Source organism: Microbacterium sp. AG790 (assembly GCF_003634765.1).
Classification (GTDB): Bacteria; Actinomycetota; Actinomycetes; order Actinomycetales; family Microbacteriaceae; genus Microbacterium.
In genome coordinates this window covers 133,102-153,546 of the sequence record NZ_RBWZ01000007.1, presented here as the reverse complement: position 1 = coordinate 153,546, position 20,445 = coordinate 133,102, and the positions used below count along the sequence as shown (strand labels likewise).

General features: G+C 71.1%; 15 protein-coding genes. 5 read left to right on the top strand and 10 right to left on the bottom strand.

Translation table 11 applies throughout. The features are described from left to right. Window positions 1-32 precede the first annotated feature (32 nt). From DEU37_RS06305 to DEU37_RS06290, 4 genes are read right to left on the bottom strand one after another with little or no spacing between them, the layout of a single operon-like run. Window positions 33-2,366, bottom strand: coding sequence for a glycoside hydrolase family 3 N-terminal domain-containing protein (locus DEU37_RS06305; RefSeq protein ID WP_121189747.1), 2,334 nt, complete (start codon window positions 2,364-2,366; stop codon window positions 33-35). 5 nt (window positions 2,367-2,371) lie between these two features. Next, on the bottom strand, window positions 2,372-3,280 hold the full coding sequence (locus tag DEU37_RS06300) for a carbohydrate ABC transporter permease (RefSeq protein WP_121189746.1): 909 nt from the start codon (window positions 3,278-3,280) through the stop codon (window positions 2,372-2,374). Further along, window positions 3,277-4,278, bottom strand: a complete 1,002-nt coding sequence (locus DEU37_RS06295; protein WP_121190030.1) for a carbohydrate ABC transporter permease — start codon at window positions 4,276-4,278, stop codon at window positions 3,277-3,279. Before DEU37_RS06295 ends, DEU37_RS06300 begins: the two co-directional genes overlap by 4 nt. 28 nt (window positions 4,279-4,306) lie before the next feature. Continuing rightward, entirely contained in the window at window positions 4,307-5,596 is a 1,290-nt protein-coding gene (locus DEU37_RS06290) for an ABC transporter substrate-binding protein (RefSeq protein WP_121189745.1), read from the bottom strand. A gap of 169 nt (window positions 5,597-5,765) precedes the next feature. On the opposite strand from DEU37_RS06290, the gene DEU37_RS06285 reads away from it, so the two are divergent. Beyond that, window positions 5,766-6,764, top strand: a complete 999-nt coding sequence (locus DEU37_RS06285) for a LacI family DNA-binding transcriptional regulator (protein WP_121189744.1) — start codon at window positions 5,766-5,768, stop codon at window positions 6,762-6,764. An 18-nt stretch (window positions 6,765-6,782) separates the two neighbouring features. Here the strand turns inward: DEU37_RS06285 and DEU37_RS06280 are convergent, their stop codons facing one another. Next, window positions 6,783-7,967, bottom strand: coding sequence for an ROK family transcriptional regulator (locus DEU37_RS06280; protein ID WP_121189743.1), 1,185 nt, complete (start codon window positions 7,965-7,967; stop codon window positions 6,783-6,785). Between the two features lie 112 nt (window positions 7,968-8,079). On the opposite strand from DEU37_RS06280, the gene xylA reads away from it, so the two are divergent. Continuing rightward, window positions 8,080-9,267: a xylose isomerase gene (xylA, locus tag DEU37_RS06275; RefSeq protein ID WP_121189742.1), complete on the top strand. Its 1,188-nt coding sequence runs from the start codon at window positions 8,080-8,082 to the stop codon at window positions 9,265-9,267. A 132-nt stretch (window positions 9,268-9,399) separates the two neighbouring features. Continuing rightward, on the top strand, window positions 9,400-10,698 hold the full coding sequence (gene xylB, locus DEU37_RS06270) for a xylulokinase (protein WP_121189741.1): 1,299 nt from the start codon (window positions 9,400-9,402) through the stop codon (window positions 10,696-10,698). A gap of 158 nt (window positions 10,699-10,856) precedes the next feature. On the opposite strand, the gene DEU37_RS06265 is transcribed toward xylB, so the two are convergent. The 5 genes from DEU37_RS06265 to DEU37_RS06245 are packed head-to-tail and all read right to left on the bottom strand — an operon-like array spanning window position 10,857 to window position 15,513. Beyond that, a complete protein-coding gene (locus tag DEU37_RS06265; RefSeq protein WP_121189740.1) occupies window positions 10,857-12,068 on the bottom strand; it encodes an MFS transporter in 1,212 nt (403 codons plus the stop codon). Then, on the bottom strand, window positions 12,065-13,336 hold the full coding sequence (locus DEU37_RS06260) for an aminotransferase class III-fold pyridoxal phosphate-dependent enzyme (RefSeq protein ID WP_121189739.1): 1,272 nt from the start codon (window positions 13,334-13,336) through the stop codon (window positions 12,065-12,067). The genes DEU37_RS06265 and DEU37_RS06260 overlap by 4 nt, the downstream gene beginning before the upstream one ends. Before the next feature lie 4 nt (window positions 13,337-13,340). Continuing rightward, complete coding sequence (locus tag DEU37_RS06255; RefSeq protein ID WP_121189738.1) at window positions 13,341-14,117, bottom strand: hypothetical protein; 777 nt, start codon at window positions 14,115-14,117, stop codon at window positions 13,341-13,343. Next, window positions 14,114-14,719, bottom strand: coding sequence for a TetR/AcrR family transcriptional regulator (locus DEU37_RS06250; protein ID WP_121189737.1), 606 nt, complete (start codon window positions 14,717-14,719; stop codon window positions 14,114-14,116). The genes DEU37_RS06255 and DEU37_RS06250 overlap by 4 nt, the downstream gene beginning before the upstream one ends. After that, complete coding sequence (locus DEU37_RS06245; RefSeq protein WP_121189736.1) at window positions 14,716-15,513, bottom strand: SDR family oxidoreductase; 798 nt, start codon at window positions 15,511-15,513, stop codon at window positions 14,716-14,718. Before DEU37_RS06245 ends, DEU37_RS06250 begins: the two co-directional genes overlap by 4 nt. A 308-nt stretch (window positions 15,514-15,821) precedes the next feature. Between DEU37_RS06245 and glgX the strand changes: the two genes are divergently transcribed. Together glgX and treY are read left to right on the top strand one after the other, a co-directional pair. After that, window positions 15,822-18,032, top strand: a complete 2,211-nt coding sequence (gene glgX / locus DEU37_RS06240; protein ID WP_121189735.1) for a glycogen debranching protein GlgX — start codon at window positions 15,822-15,824, stop codon at window positions 18,030-18,032. A gap of 2 nt (window positions 18,033-18,034) precedes the next feature. Then, the gene (gene treY, locus DEU37_RS06235; protein WP_121189734.1) at window positions 18,035-20,437 is read left to right on the top strand and encodes a malto-oligosyltrehalose synthase; all 2,403 of its coding nucleotides are present in this window, start codon (window positions 18,035-18,037) and stop codon (window positions 20,435-20,437) included. Window positions 20,438-20,445: the final 8 nt, after the last annotated feature.

The following is a 20,445-nucleotide window of genomic DNA, read 5'->3' as shown; positions in this document are numbered from 1 at the left end:
TCTGGTCGAGTGGCGGAAGAGGCGAAAGACCGCTACTCGACGTGTGTCCCCACGATGCGGGCATCGGCGGCCGTGACCGGGTGCACGTCGCCGGTGAGGGTGACCGTCGCGACCGTCTCGCGGTCGGCGACCGACTCGCCGACCCAGAGATCGACGCGGCCGGGCTCGACGATGCGGATGCCGCCCCGGTCCGTGAACGCCAGGCGTGCGGTCGGCACCTCGAAGTGCACCCGTGCGCTCGCCCCCGCCTCGAGCGTGACCCGCGCGTACCCGAGCAGTTGTGCGACCGGGCGGACGACGCTGGCGTGGACGTCGTGGGCGTAGAGCTGCACGATCTCGGTGCCGGCGCGCGAGCCGGTGTTGGTCACGGTGACGCTCACGGGCAGAACCCCGCCGGCATCGACCTCCGCCGGCGCCGACAGGTCGGTGCGGGTGAACGTCGTGTAGCCGAGGCCGAAGCCGAACGGACGCACGGGCGCGCTGTCGGCGCTCGTCACATCACTGTTGCCGCCCAGAATCGGATGCAGATACGAGAACGGCTGCGCACCCGCCGAGCGCGGCAGCGAGACGGGCAGTCGACCCGAGGGCGACACCGCACCGGAGAGCACACGCGCGATCGCGACGCCGCCCTCCTCGCCCGGGAAGAACGCCTGCACCACCGCGCGCGGCCGCGCATCGGCGTCGCCGTCCAGGGCCCACGCGAGCGCATAGGGCCGGCCGGTCACGACCACGAGGACGACCGGCGTGCCCGTGGCGACGACGGCGTCGACGAGCTCGCGCTGCACGCCCGGCAGCTCCAGGCTCTCCGCGTCGTTGCCCTCGCCCACGGTGCCGCGTCCGAACAGGCCGGCGCGGTCGCCGACCACGACGATCGCCGCATCGGCGGATGCCGCGGCATCCACCGCCGCACCGAAGCCCGACCGGTCCTCGCCCTCGACCTCGCAGCCCGCGACCGAGACGACGGCGGCGTCGGGGAGCTCCGCGCGCAGCGCCTCGGCGACCGTCGGGATCGCGAAGCCGTACGGCGTTCCCGGGTGATGGGCGAGCACGTGGTTGGCGAACGAGTAGCAGCCCATCAGCGCCGAGGCGTCGTGGCCGTTCGGGCCGATCACCGCGATGCGTGCCGGCCCGGCCGCGCCGGTCGCCAGCGGGAGGGTGCCGTCGTTCGACAACAGCACGAGCGAGCGCTCGGCGAGCTGGCGGGCGACCTCGCGGTGCGCCGGCGAGTCGAGGTCGATCGCGGTCGGCGGTTCGCTCTCGTCGGGATCGAGCAGACCCAGCTCCTCCTTCTGCGCGAGCACGCGGGCAAGCGCCCGGTCGACCAGCGCTTCGTCGATGCGGCCGTCGCGCAGGCCGGCGAGCAGGGGAGCGGCGTAGGCGTCGCCGCTGGGCAGCTCCACGTCGATGCCGGCGGTCAGCGCCAGGCGTGCGGCCTCGGTGCGGTCGGCGGCGACGGCGTGCATCGTCTCGAGGAAGGCGATCGCGAAGTAGTCCGAGACGACCACGCCGTCGAAGCCCCACGTGCCGCGCAGCAGTTCGGTGAGGAGTCGCGGGTCGGAGGCCACGGGTACGCCGTCGATGTCGGTGTAGGAGTTCATCACCGAGCGTGCGCCGCCGTCGCGCACCGCCATCTCGAACGGCGGCAGGAACACGTCGGCGAGCTCACGCGGACCGGCGTGGACGGGCGCGTGGTTGCGACCCGCCTGCGACGCCGAGTATCCGACGAAGTGCTTCAGGGTGGCGTGCACTCCGGCGTCCTGGATGCCGCGCACGTACGCCGTGGCGATCGTGGCCACCGCGTAGGGGTCTTCCGAGATGCACTCGTCGACCCGACCCCAGCGGGGATCGCGGACGACATCGAGCACGGGCGCGAGCGTCTGGTGAACGCCGAGCTCTCGCATCGAGTCGCCGATGAGGCGTCCCATCCGCTCGACGAGCTCCGGGTCGAACGCCGCGCCCCAGGCCAGAGGTGTCGGGAAGGTCGCCGCCTTCCAGGCCGCAAGGCCCGTCAGCGACTCCTCGTGCACGATCGCCCGAATGCCGTGGCCGGATGCCGCGGCGAGACGCCGCTGCTCGTTCCACAGCCAGGCCGCGCGCTCCGCGGCATCCACGGGCCTCGTGCCGTAGACGCGCGTGAGGTGGCCGAGGCCGTGCGCCGAAGACTGCGCGTAGCGGTCCGAGGCGGCCACCTCACCGGCCCGCATCTCGCCGGCCATCGGCGCCACCACCTCGTCGCCCTGGTCGACCCAGAAGCCGGTCAGTTGGGCCGCCTTCTGCTCGATCGTCATCGCGGCCATCAGTGCGGCGACCCGCGGCGAGGCCGGCTCGACGAGCGGACGGTGCAGGGGGGGGTCGGAGATCGTCATGCGGATCAGCCCTTCACGGCGCCGGTGAGGCCGCCGACGATGCGACGCTCGAACAGGCTGAAGAACAGCAGTGCGGGGAGCATCGACAGTGAGGTGAAGGCCAGCACCTTGGCGGTGTCGACCGAGTACTGGGAGGAGAAGGCCTGCACGCCCAGTGGCAGGGTGAAGCTGGCCTCGTTGTTGAGGATGAACAGGGGCAGCAGATAGCTGTTCCAGCTGCCGATGAACGCCAGGATGCCGACGGTGATGACGCCCGGCACCGACAGGGGCAGCACCATGCGCCAGAAGAAGCCGAGCCGGCTGCACCCGTCGATGAACGCCGCCTCCTGGATCTCATCCGGGATCGCCCGCAGGAACGGCACCAGGATGATGATCGTGGTGGGCAGTGCGAAGGCGATCTGCGGCAGGATGATGCCCGCGAGGGAGTTCATCAGTCCGAGGTTGCGGATGACGATGTACAGCGGCGTGATCGCGACGGTGATCGGGAACATGAGTCCCGCCGCGAACAGGGCGTAGAGCACACCTCGACCCCGGAACGGGTAGCGGGCGATGACGTAGCTCGCCATCATGCCCAGGGCGACCACGCCCGCCGTGGTCGCGGTGGCGGCGATGACCGAGTTGAGCACCTGGCGCCAGAACTGCGGCCCGGTGAGCACGTTGAGGTAGTTCTGCGCGTTCCACGGATCGGGCCAGCCGGCGGGGTCGACCGTGATCTGGGAGTTGCTGCGGAAGCCGCCGATGATGATGTACAGCACGGGCGCGAGCATCAGCGCGATGACGACGAGTGCGATGAAGTAGACGAGAGGGCTGCCCCAGGGCAGGCGCTCCGTCGTGCGGCGCGGACCGCGCCCGCGCCGGGTCGCGGTGGCCAGGGTGGCCGTGGAGGCGGGGGTGTCGACGGTGAGCGCGCTCATCGGGTCTTCTTCCCTTCGGTGATGGCGCCGGCCGTATCGCGACGCAGGACGAAGCGCTGGTAGATGAGGGCGACGATGAGTGAGATGGCGAAGATGACGACGGCGACGGCGTTGCCGAAGCCGAAGTTGCCGGCATTGCGGCCGTTGACGACCATGTAGGTCGCCATCGTGGAGGTGCCCGCCGTCGAGGCCACGTACTGGCCCCAGATGATGTAGACGAGATCGAACAGCTGGAGCGCTCCGATGATCGACAGGAACGCCCAGATGCGCAGCGTCGGCGCCAGCAGCGGCAGCGTGATGCGCCAGTGCGTCTGCCAGTAGCCGGCGCCGTCGAGCGCCGCCGCTTCATAGAGCTCTTCGGGGATGCCCTGGAGTCCGGCGAGGAAGAGGATCACGGCGAACCCGACGTACTTCCACGTCAGGATGGCCATCAGCGTCCAGATCGCGATCGACGGATCGGCGATCCAGTCGTGCGCGAACGCGCCGAGCCCCCAGCTCTCCAGCAGCCCGTTCAGGGCGCCCTGCGTCTGGAGCATGAGGCTGAAGCCGGTGCCGACGACGACCTCGGCGATGACGTAGGGGACGAAGATCAGCACGCGGATGAGGGATTGTCCCCGCATCCGTCGGTTCAGCAGCAGGGCCAGCAGCACGGCGACCGGTCCCTGCAGCACGATCGAGGCGATCACGATGAACCCGTTGTGGCCGAGGGCCTCGATGAAGGTCGGGTCGGTGAGGATCGTCAGGTAGTTCTGGAGTCCGACGAAGTCGGTGGGCGTGCCGTAGCCCTGCCACCGGAAGAAGCCGTAGTACGCCGCCATCGCCACGGGGAAGATGACGAAGCCGAGGAACATGAGCAGCGCGGGGCCGACGAGCACCGCGATCTCGAATCTCCCGGCCCAGCCCAGCCCACGGGGACGGCGGCGCGGCGTGGACGGGGGCGGCGTGACGCCGCCCCCGTCGTGCTGCGCGAGATCCGTCTCCGGGTCGGTGACGGCCACGGAGGTCTCGCGAAGGGACACGATCCGATCAGCCCTTCTTGGCCGCGTCGGTGACCGACTGGATCATCTGCTGCGGGTTGCTCTTTCCGGCCAGCAGATCCACGACGGCGACGTTCAGCGCGTTGCCGACGTTCTGGCCGAGGACGGTGTCGAGCCACTGCGAGACGAACGGCGCCTTGTTGTAGGCGGCGAGCACGTCCTTCAGGTACGTCTCCTTCACCGCTTCCTGGGCCGTCTTGTTGACGGGCGGGGCGCTGAAAGCCGCGTAGTACGCCTTCTGCTGGTCGGCCGAGGCGATGAAGTTGAGGAAGTCGGCGCACTCCTTCGGCGCGTTCACCGAGCAGGAGTAGCCGTCGACGCCGCCCATCATCGATCCGGGCTCGCCCTGACCGCCGGAGACCTCGGGGAAGGGGAACCAGGCGAGGTCGGGCAGCGGCTTCTCGTCGGGCGTCAGCGAGGCGATCACACCCGGATCCCATGCACCCATGAGCTCCATCGCGGCCTGGTGGTTGGCGACGAGACCGGCGGAGCTGCCGGCGCCCTGCTGGGCGGAGGTCGTGAGGAAGCCCTCGTTGAACGGCTTCGTCGCAGCGAAGTCGTTGAGGTCTTCGGCGGCCTTGAGCCAGCAGCCGTCGCTGAAGTCCTTCGAGTCCCCGGTCTTCTCGATGGTCTGCGGGCTGCACTCGCGCAGCGCGAAGTTGTAGTACCAGTGCGCCGCGGGCCACGCGTCCTTCGCGCCGAGCGCGATGGGCGCGACGCCGGCGGACTTCAGCGTGCCGACGACCGACTCCAGGTCGCTGATCGTGGTCGGCGCCGTGGTGATGCCCGCCTTCGTGAACAGGTCGGAGCTGTACCAGAAGCCGCTCGGCAGCACCGCCAGCGGCATGGCCCACACCTTGTCCTGGTAGGTCTCGGCCTTGAAGGAGCCTTCGGAGATCTCCGACTTGGCGGTGTCGCCGATCTTGTCGGTGAGGTCCATCAGCTGGCCCGCCTGCACCATGGCGGCGAGCTTGCCGCCGCCGCGCTGCAGGAAGATGTCGGGGGCGTCGCCCGCGTTCAGGGCGGTCTGCAGCTTGCCGTCCATGTCCTCGTTCTGCACGGACTGCATCGTGATGGTGACGTTCGGGTTCTCCTTCTCGAAGGCCGCGATCGCGTCCTTCCAGAACTGCTGTCCGGGACCGGTGGTCGAGTTCTGCCAGAGCGTCATCTCGACCTTGCCGTCGGCGTTGGTCCCGCCGGATCCGCCGCTGCAGGCGCTCAGACCGAGCGTGCCCGCGACCAGGAGCACCGCTCCGGTCAGGATCTTGTTCGCCTTCATGTGATTCCTGTCCTCCTCATTGAGCCTCACCCCGGTCATTCGGGGCACGGAGCATTCCGGTGAACGGGTTCGGGCCGGAATGAGCAACAGTGTGTCCATTTGTTGTCAACAACGTCAAACGTTTTCAAAAACCTTTTCAATAACGTTTCCGTCCCCGTAGGATCGCCCCGTGAATCGCCGAGCCACCATCCATGACGTCGCCGCCGCTGCCGGAGTGTCGGTCGCCACGGTGTCCAAAGCGGTCAACGGGCGCTACGGCGTCGCCAGCGCGACGGTGTCCCGCGTGCTGGATGCCGTCGCCGAGCTCGGCTACGAGTCGAGCCTCGTCGCCAGCAGCATGCGCTCTCGCCGGACGGGGGTCGTGGGCGTGCTCGTCTCGGACTTCGAGCCGTTCAGCGCGGAGGTGCTCAAAGGCGTCGGTGCGGCACTGAGCAGTCATCGCTATGACCTGCTGGCGTACGCAGGAGCACGCGACAGCGACCCGCAGGGGTGGGAGCGGCGCTCGCTCAGCCGCCTCAGCGGGACGCTGATCGACGCGGCGATCATGGTGACCCCGACCGTAGTGGGTGTGAACGCCGACGTGCCGATCGTCGCGGTCGACCCGCACGCCGGGCGCGTCGACATCCCTTCGGTCGAATCCGACAGCCTCGCCGGCGGATTCGAGGCGACGACACACCTGCTCGAGCTCGGGCATCGGCGCATCGGGTTTCTCGCGGGGCGGCCCGAACTGCGCTCGTCGGAGATGCGCGAGGCGGGTTACCGCCGCGCGCTGCGTCAGGCCGGCATCCGCTTCGACCCGGCCCTCGTGGCCGTGGGCATGTACGACCCCGACACGGTCCGTGTCGTCGGGCGTGCGCTGCTGCAGCAGTCCGACCGGCCCACGGCGGTGTTCGCCGCCAATGACCGCACCGCGCTCGGGCTCATCGAGGTGGCGGGGGAGCTGGGACTGGATGTGCCGGGCGACCTGTCGGTGATCGGATTCGACGACATCCCCGAAGCCTTCCTCACGGCGCGTCCGCTCAGCACGGTGCGCCAGCCCATTCAGCGCCTCGGCGCCGAGGCCGCACGGATGCTGGTGACGATGCTCGCCGGGGGAACCCCCGAGGCGACGCACCTCGTGCTTCCCACGCGGCTCATCCCGCGCGCGACGACCGCACCGCTGCGCTGAGCGCGGGGATGCCGGGTGTCATCCGGCGTCGAAAAGCGCGGCGAGCGGGTCGGTGAGCAGCGCGTCGAAGGCGATCTCGGCGGCGCCGACGAGCAGTCGGTCGGGTCCGAGGCCGGCCGCGCGCAGCTGCAGATCTTCGACGTTCATGGCCATGGCCTGCGCGCGCACGGCGCTCTGGAGGGCCTCGGCATCCTGATCCAGGATCGTCGCGAGGAAGCCGCCGAGGATGACGATCGACGGGTTGAGCACGTTCACCGCGTTCGCCAGCGCCGTCGCGAGGATGCGGCGCTGGCGTTCGACCTCGGCCGCCACCTCGACGCTCCCGGAGGTGCGGATCGTCTCCTCGAGCGTGGGTTCGTCGGCGCTGTGCAGTCCCACGACGGCGAGCAGCCGCGAGCGGCTCACTTCGTCTTCGAGGGTGCCCTGCACGCCCGAGCGTCGATCGGCCGGCTGCGCGATGCCCGGGCGGTTCTGACCGAGCTCGCCGGCGTAGCCGCCCGCGCCGCGCACGAGGTGGCCGCCGATCACGAGCCCGCCGCCGATCCCGCTCGCGCCGCCGTTGACGTAGATCAGATCGGCGATGCCGCGACCTGCGCCGTAGCGACTCTCGGCGAGGGCGCCGAGGGTGGCGTCGTTGTCGATCGCCGTCGGCAGGCCCGTGGCGCGCGCGAGCTCGTCGCGCAGAGGTGCGTCGGTCCAGTCGAGGTGCGGGGCGCGGCGCACGAGTCCGTCGGCGGCGCGCACCAGCCCGGGCACCGCGACGCCGATGCCGACGATGCGATGCGATGCGAGCGCGCCTGCACGCCAGCGTTCGACGACCTCCACGGTGAGGGCGGCGGCTTCGTCGGGGGTGAGCAGTCCCGTCAGCTCGATGCGCTCGCGGCAGACGATTGCGCGGTCGAGCCCGATGGCGGCAACGGTGAGGGCGTCGACCTCGGGGTTGACCGCGATGGCGACGACGTCGGCGGCGGCCGCGACCGACGGCGAGGGGCGTCCCACCCGCCGGTGCATCTCGGGGGCGCCCTCGTTGGCGAGTCCCGCCGTCACGAGGTCGGCGACGAGCGCCCCGACCGTCGAGCGGTTCAGACCGGTCATCTCGGTGAGGGCGGCACGGGACAGGGGGCCGTCTTCGTGCACGAGTCGCAGGACGCGGGACAGGTTGGCGCGCCGAACGCCTTCGACGGTTCCCTCTGCGCGTGCCACGCGTCCACCCTAGAGGCGCGGATGCCGGGCGGCGCGGTAGACGACGGGTGCGTCGTGGTATAGGTTGCTGTCAACAACAAACCTCCCGCCCGGGAGTCCGCGAAGGAGCGTCATGACCACCCCGACCCCCGCCGACAAGTTCACCTTCGGTCTCTGGACCATCGGCTACAACGGCACCGACCCGTTCGGCGGCCCGACCCGTCCGCCGCTCGACGTCGTGCACGCGGTCGAGAAGCTCGCCGAGCTGGGGGCGTACGGCCTCACCTTCCACGACGACGACCTCTTCCCCTTCGGCTCCAGCGACACCGATCGCCAGCACCAGATCGACCGTCTCAAGGGTGCGCTGGAGGCCACGGGTCTGAAGGTTCCGATGGTCACGACCAACCTCTTCAGCGCACCGGTCTTCAAGGACGGCGGCTTCACCTCGAACGACCGCGACGTGCGCCGCTTCGCCATCCGCAAGGTGCTGCGTCAGATCGACCTCGGCGCCGAGCTGGGCGCGCAGACGTTCGTCATGTGGGGTGGCCGCGAGGGCGCCGAGTACGACGCGGCGAAGGACATCCGCCAGGCCCTGGAGCGCTACCGCGAGGCCGTGAACTTCCTCGGCGACTACGTCGTGAGCAAGGGCTACGACATCCGCTTCGCGATCGAGCCCAAGCCCAACGAGCCGCGCGGCGACATCCTGCTGCCCACCGTCGGCCACGCCCTGGCCTTCATCGAGTCGCTCGAGCGGCCCGAGCTCGTGGGCCTCAACCCCGAGGTCGGACACGAGCAGATGGCGGGGCTGAACTTCGCGGCCGGCATCGCGCAGGCGCTGTACCACGGCAAGCTCTTCCACATCGACCTCAACGGTCAGCGCGGCATCAAGTACGACCAGGACCTCGTCTTCGGCCACGGCGACCTGCACAACGCGTTCGCGCTCGTCGACCTGCTCGAAAACGGCGGCCCCGGCGGTGGGCAGTCCTACGAGGGCCCGCGCCACTTCGACTACAAGCCCTCGCGCACCGAGGACGAGACGGGCGTGTGGGACTCGGCAGCCGCCAACATGCGCACCTACCTGCTGCTGAAGGAGCGCGCGGCCGCCTTCCGCGCCGATCCGGAGGTGCAGGAGGCCCTCGCCGCCGCGCGCGTCGCCGAGCTGACGCAGCCGACGTTCGCCGAGGGTGAGAGCTACGACGACTTCGTCGCCGACCGCTCCGCCTACGAGGACTTCGACACCGACGCGTACCTCGGGGGCAAGGGCTTCGGCTTCGTCCGCCTGCAGCAGCTGGCCACCGAGCACCTGCTCGGCGCGCGCTGAGCCCGGCATCCGTTCGACCGTCCACCCGCGAGACACCACGTCCGCACCGAGACACCCGCCGCACGTCGGTGTCTCGGTGCGGATACGGTGCCTCGGTGGGCGGTGACCATCCACCGAAGAGAGGATGCCGACATGGCACTCGTCATGGGCGTCGACTCGTCGACGCAGTCCTGCAAGGTCGTCATCGTCGACGCGGCGACCGGCCGGATCGTGCGGTCGGGGCGCGCGACGCACCCTGACGGCACGAGCGTCGATCCCGAGGCGTGGTGGAGCGCGCTGCAGGCGGCGATCGCGGATGCCGGGGGCATCGACGACGTGGAGGCGTGGGCGATCGGCGGGCAGCAGCACGGCATGGTCGCGCTCGATGCGCGCGGCCGCGTGGTCCGCGACGCCCTGTTGTGGAACGACACGCGCTCGGCCGGCGCCGCCGCCGATCTCATCGCCGAGTTCGGTGCCGACGAGCTGGCTCGACGTACCGGCCTCGTGCCCGTGGCCTCTTTCACGATCACCAAGCTGCGGTGGCTGCGCGACGCCGAGCCCGACAACGCCGCGCGGGTGGCCGCCGTCGCGCTGCCGCACGACTGGCTGACCTGGCGGCTGCGCGGGTTCGGCCCCGTGGGTGAGGGCACCGCGGCGTTCGACGAGCTGATCACCGACCGTTCCGACGCCTCCGGCACGGGCTACTGGGATCCCGAGACCGGTGCATACGACCGCGACCTGCTGGTCGCCGGCCTTGGCCACGACGCCGCGCTGCCGCGGGTGCTCGGCCCTCTCGAGTCGGTCACGGATGCCGACGGCCGCCGCGTCGGCGCGGGCGCGGGCGACAACGCGGCGGCGGCGTTCGGGGTGGGCGCGACGGTCGGCGACGTCGTCGTCTCGATCGGGACCAGCGGCACCGTGTTCGCGGTCAGTGCGGAGCGCACGATCGACCCCACCGGCACCGTCGCGGGCTTCGCGGATGCCGACGGCCACTTCCTCCCGCTGGTGGCGACGCTCAACGCCGCACGCGTGCTGGACGTGACCGCCCGGCTGCTCGCCGTCGACCACACCGAGCTCAGCCGGCTCGCGCTGGCCGCGGCATCCGGCGCCGGGGGGCTGCGCCTGCTGCCCTACTTCGAGGGGGAGCGCACGCCGAACCTCCCCGATGCGACCGCCGAGCTGACCGGCATGACCCTCGCCTCCACGACGCGCGAGAACCTCGCGCGTGCGGCGGTCGAGGGCATGCTGCGCGGGCTCTCCGCCGGCCTCGACGCGATCCGCGGGCTCGGGGTGCCGATCGAACGCGCCCTGCTCGTGGGTGGAGGTGCCCAGTCGGAGGCGGTCCGCCGCATCGCGCCGGAGGTGCTCGGCGTGCCCGTGACGGTGCCCGCGCCAGGAGAGTACGTCGCGCTCGGTGCCGCCCGTCAAGCCGCCCGCCTCCTTTCCGCCTGACGGCATCCGCTCCCCGCCGGATGCCGCCGCGAGAAACAGCTTTCGGCGCGAGAAACACCGCCCCGCGGCGTTTCTCACGCGGCAGATGGTTTCTCGCGGGATGCCGAGGGGAGGATTCGCTTCCGGGCGGGGAGGGCTGAGCGGCGCGGCGCGGCGCGTCAGGCCGACGCGGTCGGCGGCTTCTCGGCGGAGGCGGAGGCGGTGGCGGCGGTGGCGGAGGCCTCGGAGGGCGCGTCGGTGCGGTGCAGCACACGCAGCACCGGGGAGGAGGCGGCCAGAAGCAGCCCGGGAATCAGGAACGCCGGCCCGAGCGTCGCGCCCGCGGCGAGCAGGCCCAGCGCCACGGCGCCGACGATCGCGCCGCCGTAGTTGAACAGGTTGACCCGGGCGATCACCTCGTCGCTGCGGGCGGGCAGCAGCTCGCCGGCGCGACTGAAGGCGATCGGCACGAGCGCGCCCGCCGCAGCGCCCATCGCCGCGAAGCCGATCACGGCCCCCAGCAGGGTCGGCACCAGTGCGACGACCACGGCGCCGGCGGCCGCGATCACGACCGCGGCCACCCCCACGCGGGTGCGGCCGAGGCGCCGCACCAGGGGGTCGGTCGCGAGGCGCACCGCGAGCACGGCGAAGAGGTAGCCGCCGTACCCCAGGGGTGTGAGGCCCGGTGCGACCTGCAGCCCGTCGGCGAGATACAGGGTGCTCCAGCTGGACACTGCGGCATCCACGACGAACGCGGCGAACACGAGGGTGCCGACGGCCCAGATCGCCGCGCGCGGCAGGGGCGTGCGCGTGCGATGGTCGTCGTGGGCCCGGTGCGCGGCGCGCTCGCGGTGGAACGCGCCGATGCCCCACACGGCGACCGCGCACTGGACGACGACAGCCACCAGCAGTGTGCCCAGCGCGGGCAGCCCCCACGCGAGCACCGCCGACGTGACCAGCGTCGCCACGATCGCCGCGGTCGTGTACGCGGCGTAGAGGCGGCCGAAGATCGGGGTGCGGGTGTGGCGCTGGCTGATCGCGCCCTGCATGTTGGAGGCGGCATCCACGGCTCCCACGCCCACGCCGTAGAGGCCGACGCCGACGACCAGCAGCGGCAGCGCGTCGCTGAGGCTGATCAGAGCCAGTGCCGCCGCCTGGGTCAGCAGCCCGGCGACGAGCGCCTGCCGGCTGCCGCGACGCACGGCGATCACATCGGCCAGGATCGATCCGAGCGCGGCGGCCACCGCCGTGCTCAGCAGCAGGAGCGAGACCGTCGCGTCGTCGATTCCGACCCTGCTCTTCAGTGCAGGAAGGGCGGTGACCACGGTCGCGTAGCCGAGACCCTGAGCGGCGTAGGCGGCGAAGACCGCGGCTGTTCGCGGCGTGGTCATTGCGGCATCCCCGCGTCGAGAACGACGCGGAAGGCCTCGTCGGCCACGTCGAGCGTCCGCGCGATGTCGGGCATCGTCAGGGCGGCGTTGATGAAGTGGTTGTGGTGCGAGGTGAGGAAGACTCCCCGCCGCACGCACTCCGCCACCCAGCGCTGATGCAGCATCAGGGAAGGGTCGTCGGCGATGCGGAGGTAGAACAGGGCGGGCTCGCCGGAGGCGACCATCGTGAGCCCGTGGGATGCCGCGACGTCCACGAGCCCGTCGGTGAGCGCGGTGCCCAGCTCGCGGAACAGGCGCGGGGCGTCCAGCTGGCGGAGCTTGGTGATCGTGGCGATGCCGGCGGCGAAGGGGACGGCGCTCATCCAGTAGCTGCCGGTGTAGGTGATGCTGCTGACGGCCTCCTTCAGACTGTCTTTCCCGCACAGAGCGGAGACGTTGTAGCCGTTGGCCAGCGCCTTGCAGAAGCAGATGAGATCGGCCTCGAAGCCGTAGTAGTGGTCGCTTCCGGCCAGGTCGAGGCGCCAGCCGGCGCGCACGTCATCGCAGATCAGCACGACGCCGAACTCGTCGCACAGCGCCCGCACCTGCGTCCAGTACCCCTCGGCGGGCAGCTCGTTGTCGAAGAAGTTGCCGTGCTTGTAGGGCTGGGCGATGAGGGCGGCGATCTCGCCGCGGTGCGCGGTGAACACGCGCCGCATCGCGGCGATGTCGTTCCAGGGCACCTCGATGTTGCCTTGCACATCGGTGTCGAGCACGCCGGGGTAGTCGAGCTTCTGCGTCCAGGGCGCCACACCGTGGTAGTAGCCCTCGATGAACACGATGCGTCGTCGGCCGGTCGCGGCGCGAGCCGTCATGATCGCCAGGGTGGTGGTGTCGCCGCCGTTCTTGGCGAAGAACGCCCAGTCGGCCGAGGCGACCGTGTCGACCAGCAGCTCGGCGAAGTCGACCATGATCGAGGAGGGGATCGAGACGACATCCTCCTTACGGGCCTGCGCTTGTGCGGCGGCCGCGACGTCCGGGTCGCCGTACCCCAGCACGTTCGGACCGTAGCCGCACATGTAGTCGATGAACTCGTTCCCGTCGGCATCCCAGAACCGGGTGCCTTCGGCGCGCTCCGAGAACAGGGGGAAGGCGCTGCGGGGGATGAAGCACCCCTCGCTCGGGCCGAGGTGGCCGGGCACGCCGGCGGGGATGACGCGCACGGCGCGGTCGAAGATCTCCTGGCTGCGGGCGTAGGAGTTCGGGGTCGTCAGGGTGGGGATGGTCATGGGATCACGCTCCGAGGTAGGTGCCGACGCGGTCGAGGATTCGGCTGGTGTTGTCGACGAGGGGGATGAAGCCGCGCATCTCCAGGCGCCCGTCGCAGATGCACGACAGGGCGCTCTCGCGGCCCGACAGGATGCCGCCGGCGACATCCAGATCGGCGAACCGCAACGCCGCGCGGGGCGTGTCGGAGTGGTCGGGGTCGACCCGCACCCGGTGGTCGAGCACGGCGAAGCGGTAGCGGATCGTGTCGCCGACCTCGAAGTCGAGGTCGCCGTCGGGCATGTGGGCGGCGGAGAACCGGCCGCTGATGTCCTCGTTGGCGACGACGGCGATCGCGTGCGCCGCGACGTCCAGCGTGAGCAGGGTGCTGCGCTCGGCCCGCTCCGGGTCGGTGAGGTCCTCGGCACTCGGGCGCAGGACGGCCGAGAGCATCGCGGTGAGGGGGGTGAACACGCGGGTGAGGAAACGGATGCCGGCGGGACCGGCGACCGGGATCGGCTGCGCGGTACCCGCGATCACCGCGTTCAGGTGCGCGGCCGACCGGAACAGCAGTGTGGGTCCGCGGCCTTCCCGCGCGCTCAACGCGCTCACGCCGGTGCGATCGAAGCGGTAGTGAGCGTGGAGGCCCCCCGGTGCCGACAACGACAGGGTGAGGGGCCTGGTCATCTCCCGCGCCAGCAGGTGCGCCGCCTCGGGGGCGATCTCCGCCAGCCGCGGGAGGGCGCCCAGCACCGCGTGCAGGTTCACCGCGGCGAGCACGCGTTCGTCAATGTCCGTGATCATCGTGATCCTTCTGTCGAGGGGAGGGTGAGGGCCGCGAAGGCGGCCGAGAGGAAGTCGATGTGCCGTCGTGCGGCGACGCTGTCGCGGTCGCCGAGCCAGGTGAGCGTGAGCCCGTCCAGCGCGCTGATGAACGAGTGCGCCACCTCGTCGACCGGGGTGTTCCAGGTCACCCCGGCGAGTCGGGCGGCGTGCTCGAGGCTCGCGGTCATCGCCCGCAGGTAGGTGCGCCACTGGGCGCGCGCGGCCTCGGGGTTGTGGCGCTGGGCGTGGACGGCGACCTCGAGCAGGGCGAGCTCGCGGCTGGGGTCGGTCTCGAGCAGTCGCAGGTAGGCGTCGAGGCCCTGCGCCAGCACGGTGCGGATGTCGCCTCCGCCGTCGACGCCGAGCCACGCGGCGAGGCGCTCTTCGTCGGTGACGCTCTCGATGACGCGTTCGAGCAGTTCTTCCCGCGAGGCGAAGACGTAGTGGAAGGCTCCGAGCGGCATCCCCGCCTCGGCGACGATCGCACGCGTCGTGGCCGCCGCCAGCCCGTCGCGGGCGATCACGGTGATCGCGGCCGCGATCAGCTCTTCTCGCCGCTGATCCGCGCTCAGGCGCCTCACGAGGCGACCTCCCGCCGACGGGTGCCGCGCGAGGCGACGGCGAGGGTGAGCGCGCGGGGGGCGAGTCGGGCGGCGACGGCCTGGACCCGGTGCGCCAGCCCCACCGTGACGACGGGGCCCGCCCCGCGGTCGATGGCGTTCATCGTCGCGTCGACGACGTCCTTCGTCGTCGCGACGGCGCCGACCTGGAACAGGGTCGATCCCGCCGCGTCGAAGAACTCCGTGGCCGTCGGCCCGGGGCACAGCGCCACGACCTGCAGCCCCATCGCCCGCGTCTCGTCCGAGATCGCGGCGGTCAGGCTGGTGACGTACGCCTTCGTGGCGGCGTAGACCGCGAGCCGCGGCACCGGCTGATGACCGGCCGTGCTCGAGATGCTGAGCAGCAGACCGCCCGGCTCCGCCGTGAGGTCGGGCAGCAGCAATCGCGTGAGGACGGTCAGTGCGGTGACGTTGACGGCGATCTCGTCGGCGACGCGCTCCGGATCCTCCTCGATGAAGTCGCCGGCGGTGCCGAACCCGGCGGCGTTGACGAGGGTCTGGGCGCGCCAGCCCCCGTCGCGGAGTTGCTGGCGGATCGCGGCGGGCGCACCGGGGGAGGTGAGATCGGCGGCGATCACCACGGTGCGGATGCCGCAGGACGACTCAAGCCGGGCGGCCAGGGCGTCCAGGCGGTCCGCGCGGCGGGCGATCAGCGCGAGGTCGTGCCCGCGGCGGGCCAGTCGCTCGGCCAGGGCCGCGCCGAGTCCCGAGCTCGCGCCGGTGACCACGGCGATGGGGCGGGCGGGTGCGTCCATGGGGGGCCTCTTCGTGTCGTGAAGTTGGACAAGCGTCCAAGTTGAGGACAGAGAATCACCCTCCCGACCGGCCGTGCAACCGTTCGGCGCGGAATTTACGCGGACGAAATGCACGCGACTCGCGCAGGGGCGGTTTCGACCCTGCGATCGCCCATAGCAACTCCCCGTCGCCTCGTCCAGGCCCACCGTCCGACATCCCCGTCGGGGGGTCGGCCCCCTAGGCTGAGGTCGTCACGGGATGGTCTCGTCACGGTTCGATCGCGTGGCGGCGATGTCACCGAACGATGTCACCGAACAGGGAGTCGCACATGCAGGCATGGCCAGGATCCGCGTACCCGCTCGGGGCGACGTTCGACGGCAGCGGGACGAACTTCGCTCTCTTCAGCGAGGGCGCCGAGCGGGTCGAACTGTGCCTGTTCGGCGATCGCGGTAAGGAGACGCGCATCGAGATGCGCGACGTCGACGCGTTCGTCTGGCACGTCTACCTGCCGACCGTCCAGCCGGGTCAGCGGTACGGCTACCGCGTTCACGGGCCGAACGACGCGGCGAACGGTCAGCGCTTCAACCCGAACAAGCTGCTGCTCGACCCCTACGCGAAGGCCGTCGAGGGTCAGGTGCAGTGGGGCCAGGAGGTGTTCGGCTACGACTTCGGCGACCCCGACTCGCGCAACGACGAGGACTCCGCCCACGCCATGATGAAGGGCGTCGTCGTCAACCCGTTCTTCGACTGGGCCGGTGACCGCCTCCCGAAGACGCCGTACGCCGAGAGCGTCATCTACGAAGCCCATGTGAAAGGTCTGACGGAGCTTCACCCCGACATCCCCGAGGAGATCCGCGGGACGTACAGCGCGATCTCCCACCCGGCGATCATCGAGCACCTCAAGCACATCGGCGTGACGGCGATCGAGCTCATGCCGGTGCACCAGTTCGTGAACGACTCCACGCTCCAGGAGAAGGGCCTCAGCAACTACTGGGGCTACAACACGATCGCCTTCCTCGCACCGCAGAACACCTACGCCTCGACCGGCCAGCGCGGCCAGCAGGTGCAGGAGTTCAAGAGCATGGTGAAGGCTCTGCACGCCGCCGGCATCGAGGTCATCCTCGACGTCGTCTACAACCACACGGCCGAGGGCAACCACATGGGCCCGACGTTGTCGATGCGCGGCATCGACAACGAGGCGTATTACCGTCTCGAAGCCGACGACAAGCGGTACTACACCGACTACACCGGCACCGGCAACAGCATGAACGTCGGCGACCCGCACACCCTGCAGCTGATCATGGACTCGCTGCGCTACTGGGTGCTGGAGATGCACGTCGACGGCTTCCGGTTCGATCTCGCGGCGACCCTCGCCCGCGAGTTCTACGAGGTCGACCGGCTCGCGGCGTTCTTCGAAATCGTGCAGCAGGATCCGGTGATCTCGCAGGTCAAGCTCATCGCCGAGCCCTGGGACATCGGACCCGGCGGCTACCAGGTCGGCAACTTCCCGCCGCAGTGGACGGAGTGGAACGGCAAGTACCGCGACACCGTCCGCGACCTGTGGCGCGGCGAGCCCGCGACGCTCGGCGAGTTCGCGTCACGGCTGACGGGTTCGGCGGACCTGTACGAGAACTCGGGACGTCGACCCGTGGCATCCATCAACTTCGTCACCGCGCACGACGGCTTCACCCTCCGCGACCTCGTCTCGTACAACGAGAAGCACAACGAGGCCAACGGTGAGGACAACAACGACGGCGAATCGCACAACCGCTCGTGGAACTGCGGCGTCGAAGGCCCCACCGACGACCAGGGGGTGCTCACGCTGCGTGCGCGTCAGCAGCGCAACTTCCTGGCGACGCTGCTGCTGAGCCAGGGCGTGCCGATGATCTCGCACGGCGATGAGCTGGGGCGCACCCAGGGCGGCAACAACAACGGGTACGCGCAGGACAACGACATCACCTGGATCGACTGGAACCACGTCGACCAGCCGCTCGTCGAGTTCACGGCAGCCCTTGCCCGGCTGCGCCGCGAGCATCCGACGTTCCGCCGCAGCCGCTTCTTCGACGGCCGGCCCGTGCGTCGCGAGGAGGGCGCGCCGCTGCCCGACATCGCGTGGCTGCGCCCCGACGGTACCGAGATGCAGCCCGAGGACTGGGAGTCCGGCTTCGGCCGCGCCGTCGGGGTGTTCCTCAACGGCGACGGCATCCGGGAGCGCGACCGCCGCGGCGAGCAGATCGTCGATCGCCACTTCTTCATCCTGTTCAACGCGGGTGATGAAGGGCTCTCGTTCACGATCCCCCGCGCGGAGTTCAGCCCGCAGTGGGAGATCGTCGTCGACACCACGGGCCAGCTCACCGACACCGAGCCGCGCCGCGGAGGCGAAGCCGTCGAGCTGGCGGGTCGCTCGCTCATCGTCCTGCGCGACTATCAGGAGCAGAAGCCCGACGTCGACCACTCCGTCGCCGCGTCGCTGGCGGCGCTGACGGTGCCGATCGACATCGTGCGCTCGCCGGCCCCGCAGCCCGAGCTGCCGCACTGACCGTGGCCGACGACCCGCGCGGCGCGCCCGCCTCGACCTACCGCCTGCAGGTGCGCGCGTCGTTCGACCTGGATGCCGCCGCCGCCGTCACCGGCTACTTGCACGATCTCGGCGTCGGTTGGGCCTACCTGTCGCCGATCCTGCAGGCGGCCTCCGGCTCCGACCACGGCTACGACGTGGTGGACCCCACGCGGGTGGACGCCGACCGGGGCGGCCCGGGCGGGCTGTCGCGGTTCGTCGCCGCGGCACGGGACGCGGGTCTCGGCATCCTCGTCGACATCGTGCCGAACCATCAGGGCGTCGCCGATCCGACCGAGAACCCGTGGTGGTGGGACGTTCTGACCCACGGACGGGCGTCACGGCACGCGCACGCGTTCGATATCGATTGGGCGCACGGCGCCGAGCGCGTCGTGCTGCCCGTGCTGGGTGGCACCCTCGACGAGGTGCTCGGCGCCGGCGAGATCGAGGCGGCACCCCCGGCGGCCGACGACGACGGTTTCGGCACGGCGCGCTACTACGACCTCGTGCTGCCGCTGGCCCCCGGCACCGCGCCGCTGCACGCGACGACCGACCGCCTCGCGGTGCGCGACGTGCTGGAGCGCCAGCACTGGCGGGTGACGTCGTGGCGGCGGGATGCCGAGGAGCTGAACTACCGTCGCTTCTTCACGGTGACCTCACTCGCGGGCGTGCGGGTCGAGCTGCCCGACGTGTTCGCGGCATCGCACGGGGAGATCCTCCGCTGGGTGCGCGAGGGGCTCGTCGACGGTCTGCGCATCGACCATCCCGACGGCCTCGCCGACCCGGGCGGCTACCTCGACGCGCTCGCCGCGGCGGTCGCGGAGGCCCGCGGCGCCGCGTCGACCCCCGCCTTTCCCGTCTACGTCGAGAAGATCCTCGAGCTGGGAGAGGAGCTGCCCGGCTGGTGGGCCACCGACGGCACCACCGGCTACGACGCCCTCGGCGAGATCGACCGGGTGCTCGTCGACCCGGCCGGCGCGCCGGCGCTGACCGCGCTCGACGAGCGCCTGCGCGGCGGGCCCGTGGACTGGCACGACATGATCGCCGGCACCAAGCGCGAGATCGCCGACACGTCGCAGGCCGCCGAGGTCGGTCGTCTCATCCGCTGCCTGCCCGACGCCGTGCGCGCCGACCTCGACGACGACCGTGCCCGTGACGCGTTCGCCGAGCTGCTCGCCGCCTTCCCCGTCTACCGCGCGTACCTTCCGGCCGGCCGCGAGCTGCTGGCGGATGCCGTGGCCACGGCATCCGCGCGCCGGCCCGACCTCGCCGACGCCCTCGTCGTGCTGGCGGAGCTCGTCGCCGATGCGGACGCCGAGCTGTCGCGGCGCTTCATGCAGACCACCGGCCCGGTGACCGCCAAGGGCGTCGAGGACCGCGCGTTCTACCGGCACACGCGGCTGAGCTCGCTCACCGAGGTGGGCGGCGACCCGTCGTGGTTCGCGCTCGACGTCCCCGGGTTCCACGCGGCGTTCACGCGTCGCCAGGCGTCGTGGCCGCACGCCCTCACGGCGCTGACGACGCACGACACCAAGCGCTCCGAGGACGTGCGGGCGCGCCTGACGGTGCTCGCGGAGATCCCCGACCGCTGGGCGGCGGCGCTGGACGCGCTGCGTGCGACGGCATCCACCGGGGACGGCCCCCTCGATGCGCTCCTGTGGCAGGCGGTGATCGGTGCATGGTCGGACGATCCGGCCCTCCCCGAGCGGCTGCACGCGTACGCCGAGAAGGCCGCGCGTGAGGGCGATGTCGGCACGAGCTGGACCGATCCCGACGAGGCGTTCGAAGCGCGCGTCCACGGACTCGTCGACGCCGCGTTCGATGCCGCGCGGCCGACGGTCGAGGCGCTCGTCGCCGACGTCGTGGATGCCGGCCGCTCGAACTCCCTGTCGGCGAAGCTGCTGCAGTTGGCCGGACCCGGCGTGCCGGACGTCTACCAGGGCACGGAGCTGTGGGACCTCTCGCTCGTCGACCCCGACAACCGGCGCCCCGTCGATGTCGCCGGCCGCCGCGCGCTGCTCGCACGGCTAGACGACGGATGGATGCCGTCGGTCGACGACACCGGCGCCGCCAAGCTCCTCGTCGTGTCGCGGACCCTGCGGCTGCGCCGTGCCCGGCCCGACCTGTTCACGCGGTACACGCCGCTGCCCGTCGTCGGCGCGGCATCCGCGCACGCCGTCGCGTTCGACCGGGGCGGTGCGATCGCGGTGGCGATGCGTCTGCCCGTCGGGCTCGCCGCGCGCGGCGGCTGGGGCGACACCGCGGTGCTGCTGCCCACGGGACGCTGGCGCGATGCGTTCACCGGACGCGAGCTCGCCGTCGGGGCCGCGCCCCTGGCCGTCGTTCTCGCCGACCTGCCGGTCGCGCTGCTGGTCGCGGCCGACTGACCGCTCGG

Bases quoted from the DNA above. Each gene is read 5' to 3' on its own strand.
- DEU37_RS06305 (WP_121189747.1), bottom strand. From the start codon at position 2,366: ATGACGATCTCCGACCCCCCCCTGCACCGTCCGCTCGTCGAGCCGGCC.
- DEU37_RS06300 (WP_121189746.1), bottom strand. From the start codon at position 3,280: ATGAGCGCGCTCACCGTCGACACCCCCGCCTCCACGGCCACCCTGGCC.
- DEU37_RS06290 (WP_121189745.1), bottom strand. From the start codon at position 5,596: ATGAAGGCGAACAAGATCCTGACCGGAGCGGTGCTCCTGGTCGCGGGC.
- xylA (WP_121189742.1), top strand. From the start codon at position 8,080: ATGACCACCCCGACCCCCGCCGACAAGTTCACCTTCGGTCTCTGGACC.
- xylB (WP_121189741.1), top strand. From the start codon at position 9,400: ATGGCACTCGTCATGGGCGTCGACTCGTCGACGCAGTCCTGCAAGGTC.
- DEU37_RS06265 (WP_121189740.1), bottom strand. From the start codon at position 12,068: ATGACCACGCCGCGAACAGCCGCGGTCTTCGCCGCCTACGCCGCTCAG.
- DEU37_RS06260 (WP_121189739.1), bottom strand. From the start codon at position 13,336: ATGACCATCCCCACCCTGACGACCCCGAACTCCTACGCCCGCAGCCAG.
- DEU37_RS06255 (WP_121189738.1), bottom strand. From the start codon at position 14,117: ATGATCACGGACATTGACGAACGCGTGCTCGCCGCGGTGAACCTGCAC.
- DEU37_RS06245 (WP_121189736.1), bottom strand. From the start codon at position 15,513: ATGGACGCACCCGCCCGCCCCATCGCCGTGGTCACCGGCGCGAGCTCG.
- glgX (WP_121189735.1), top strand. From the start codon at position 15,822: ATGCAGGCATGGCCAGGATCCGCGTACCCGCTCGGGGCGACGTTCGAC.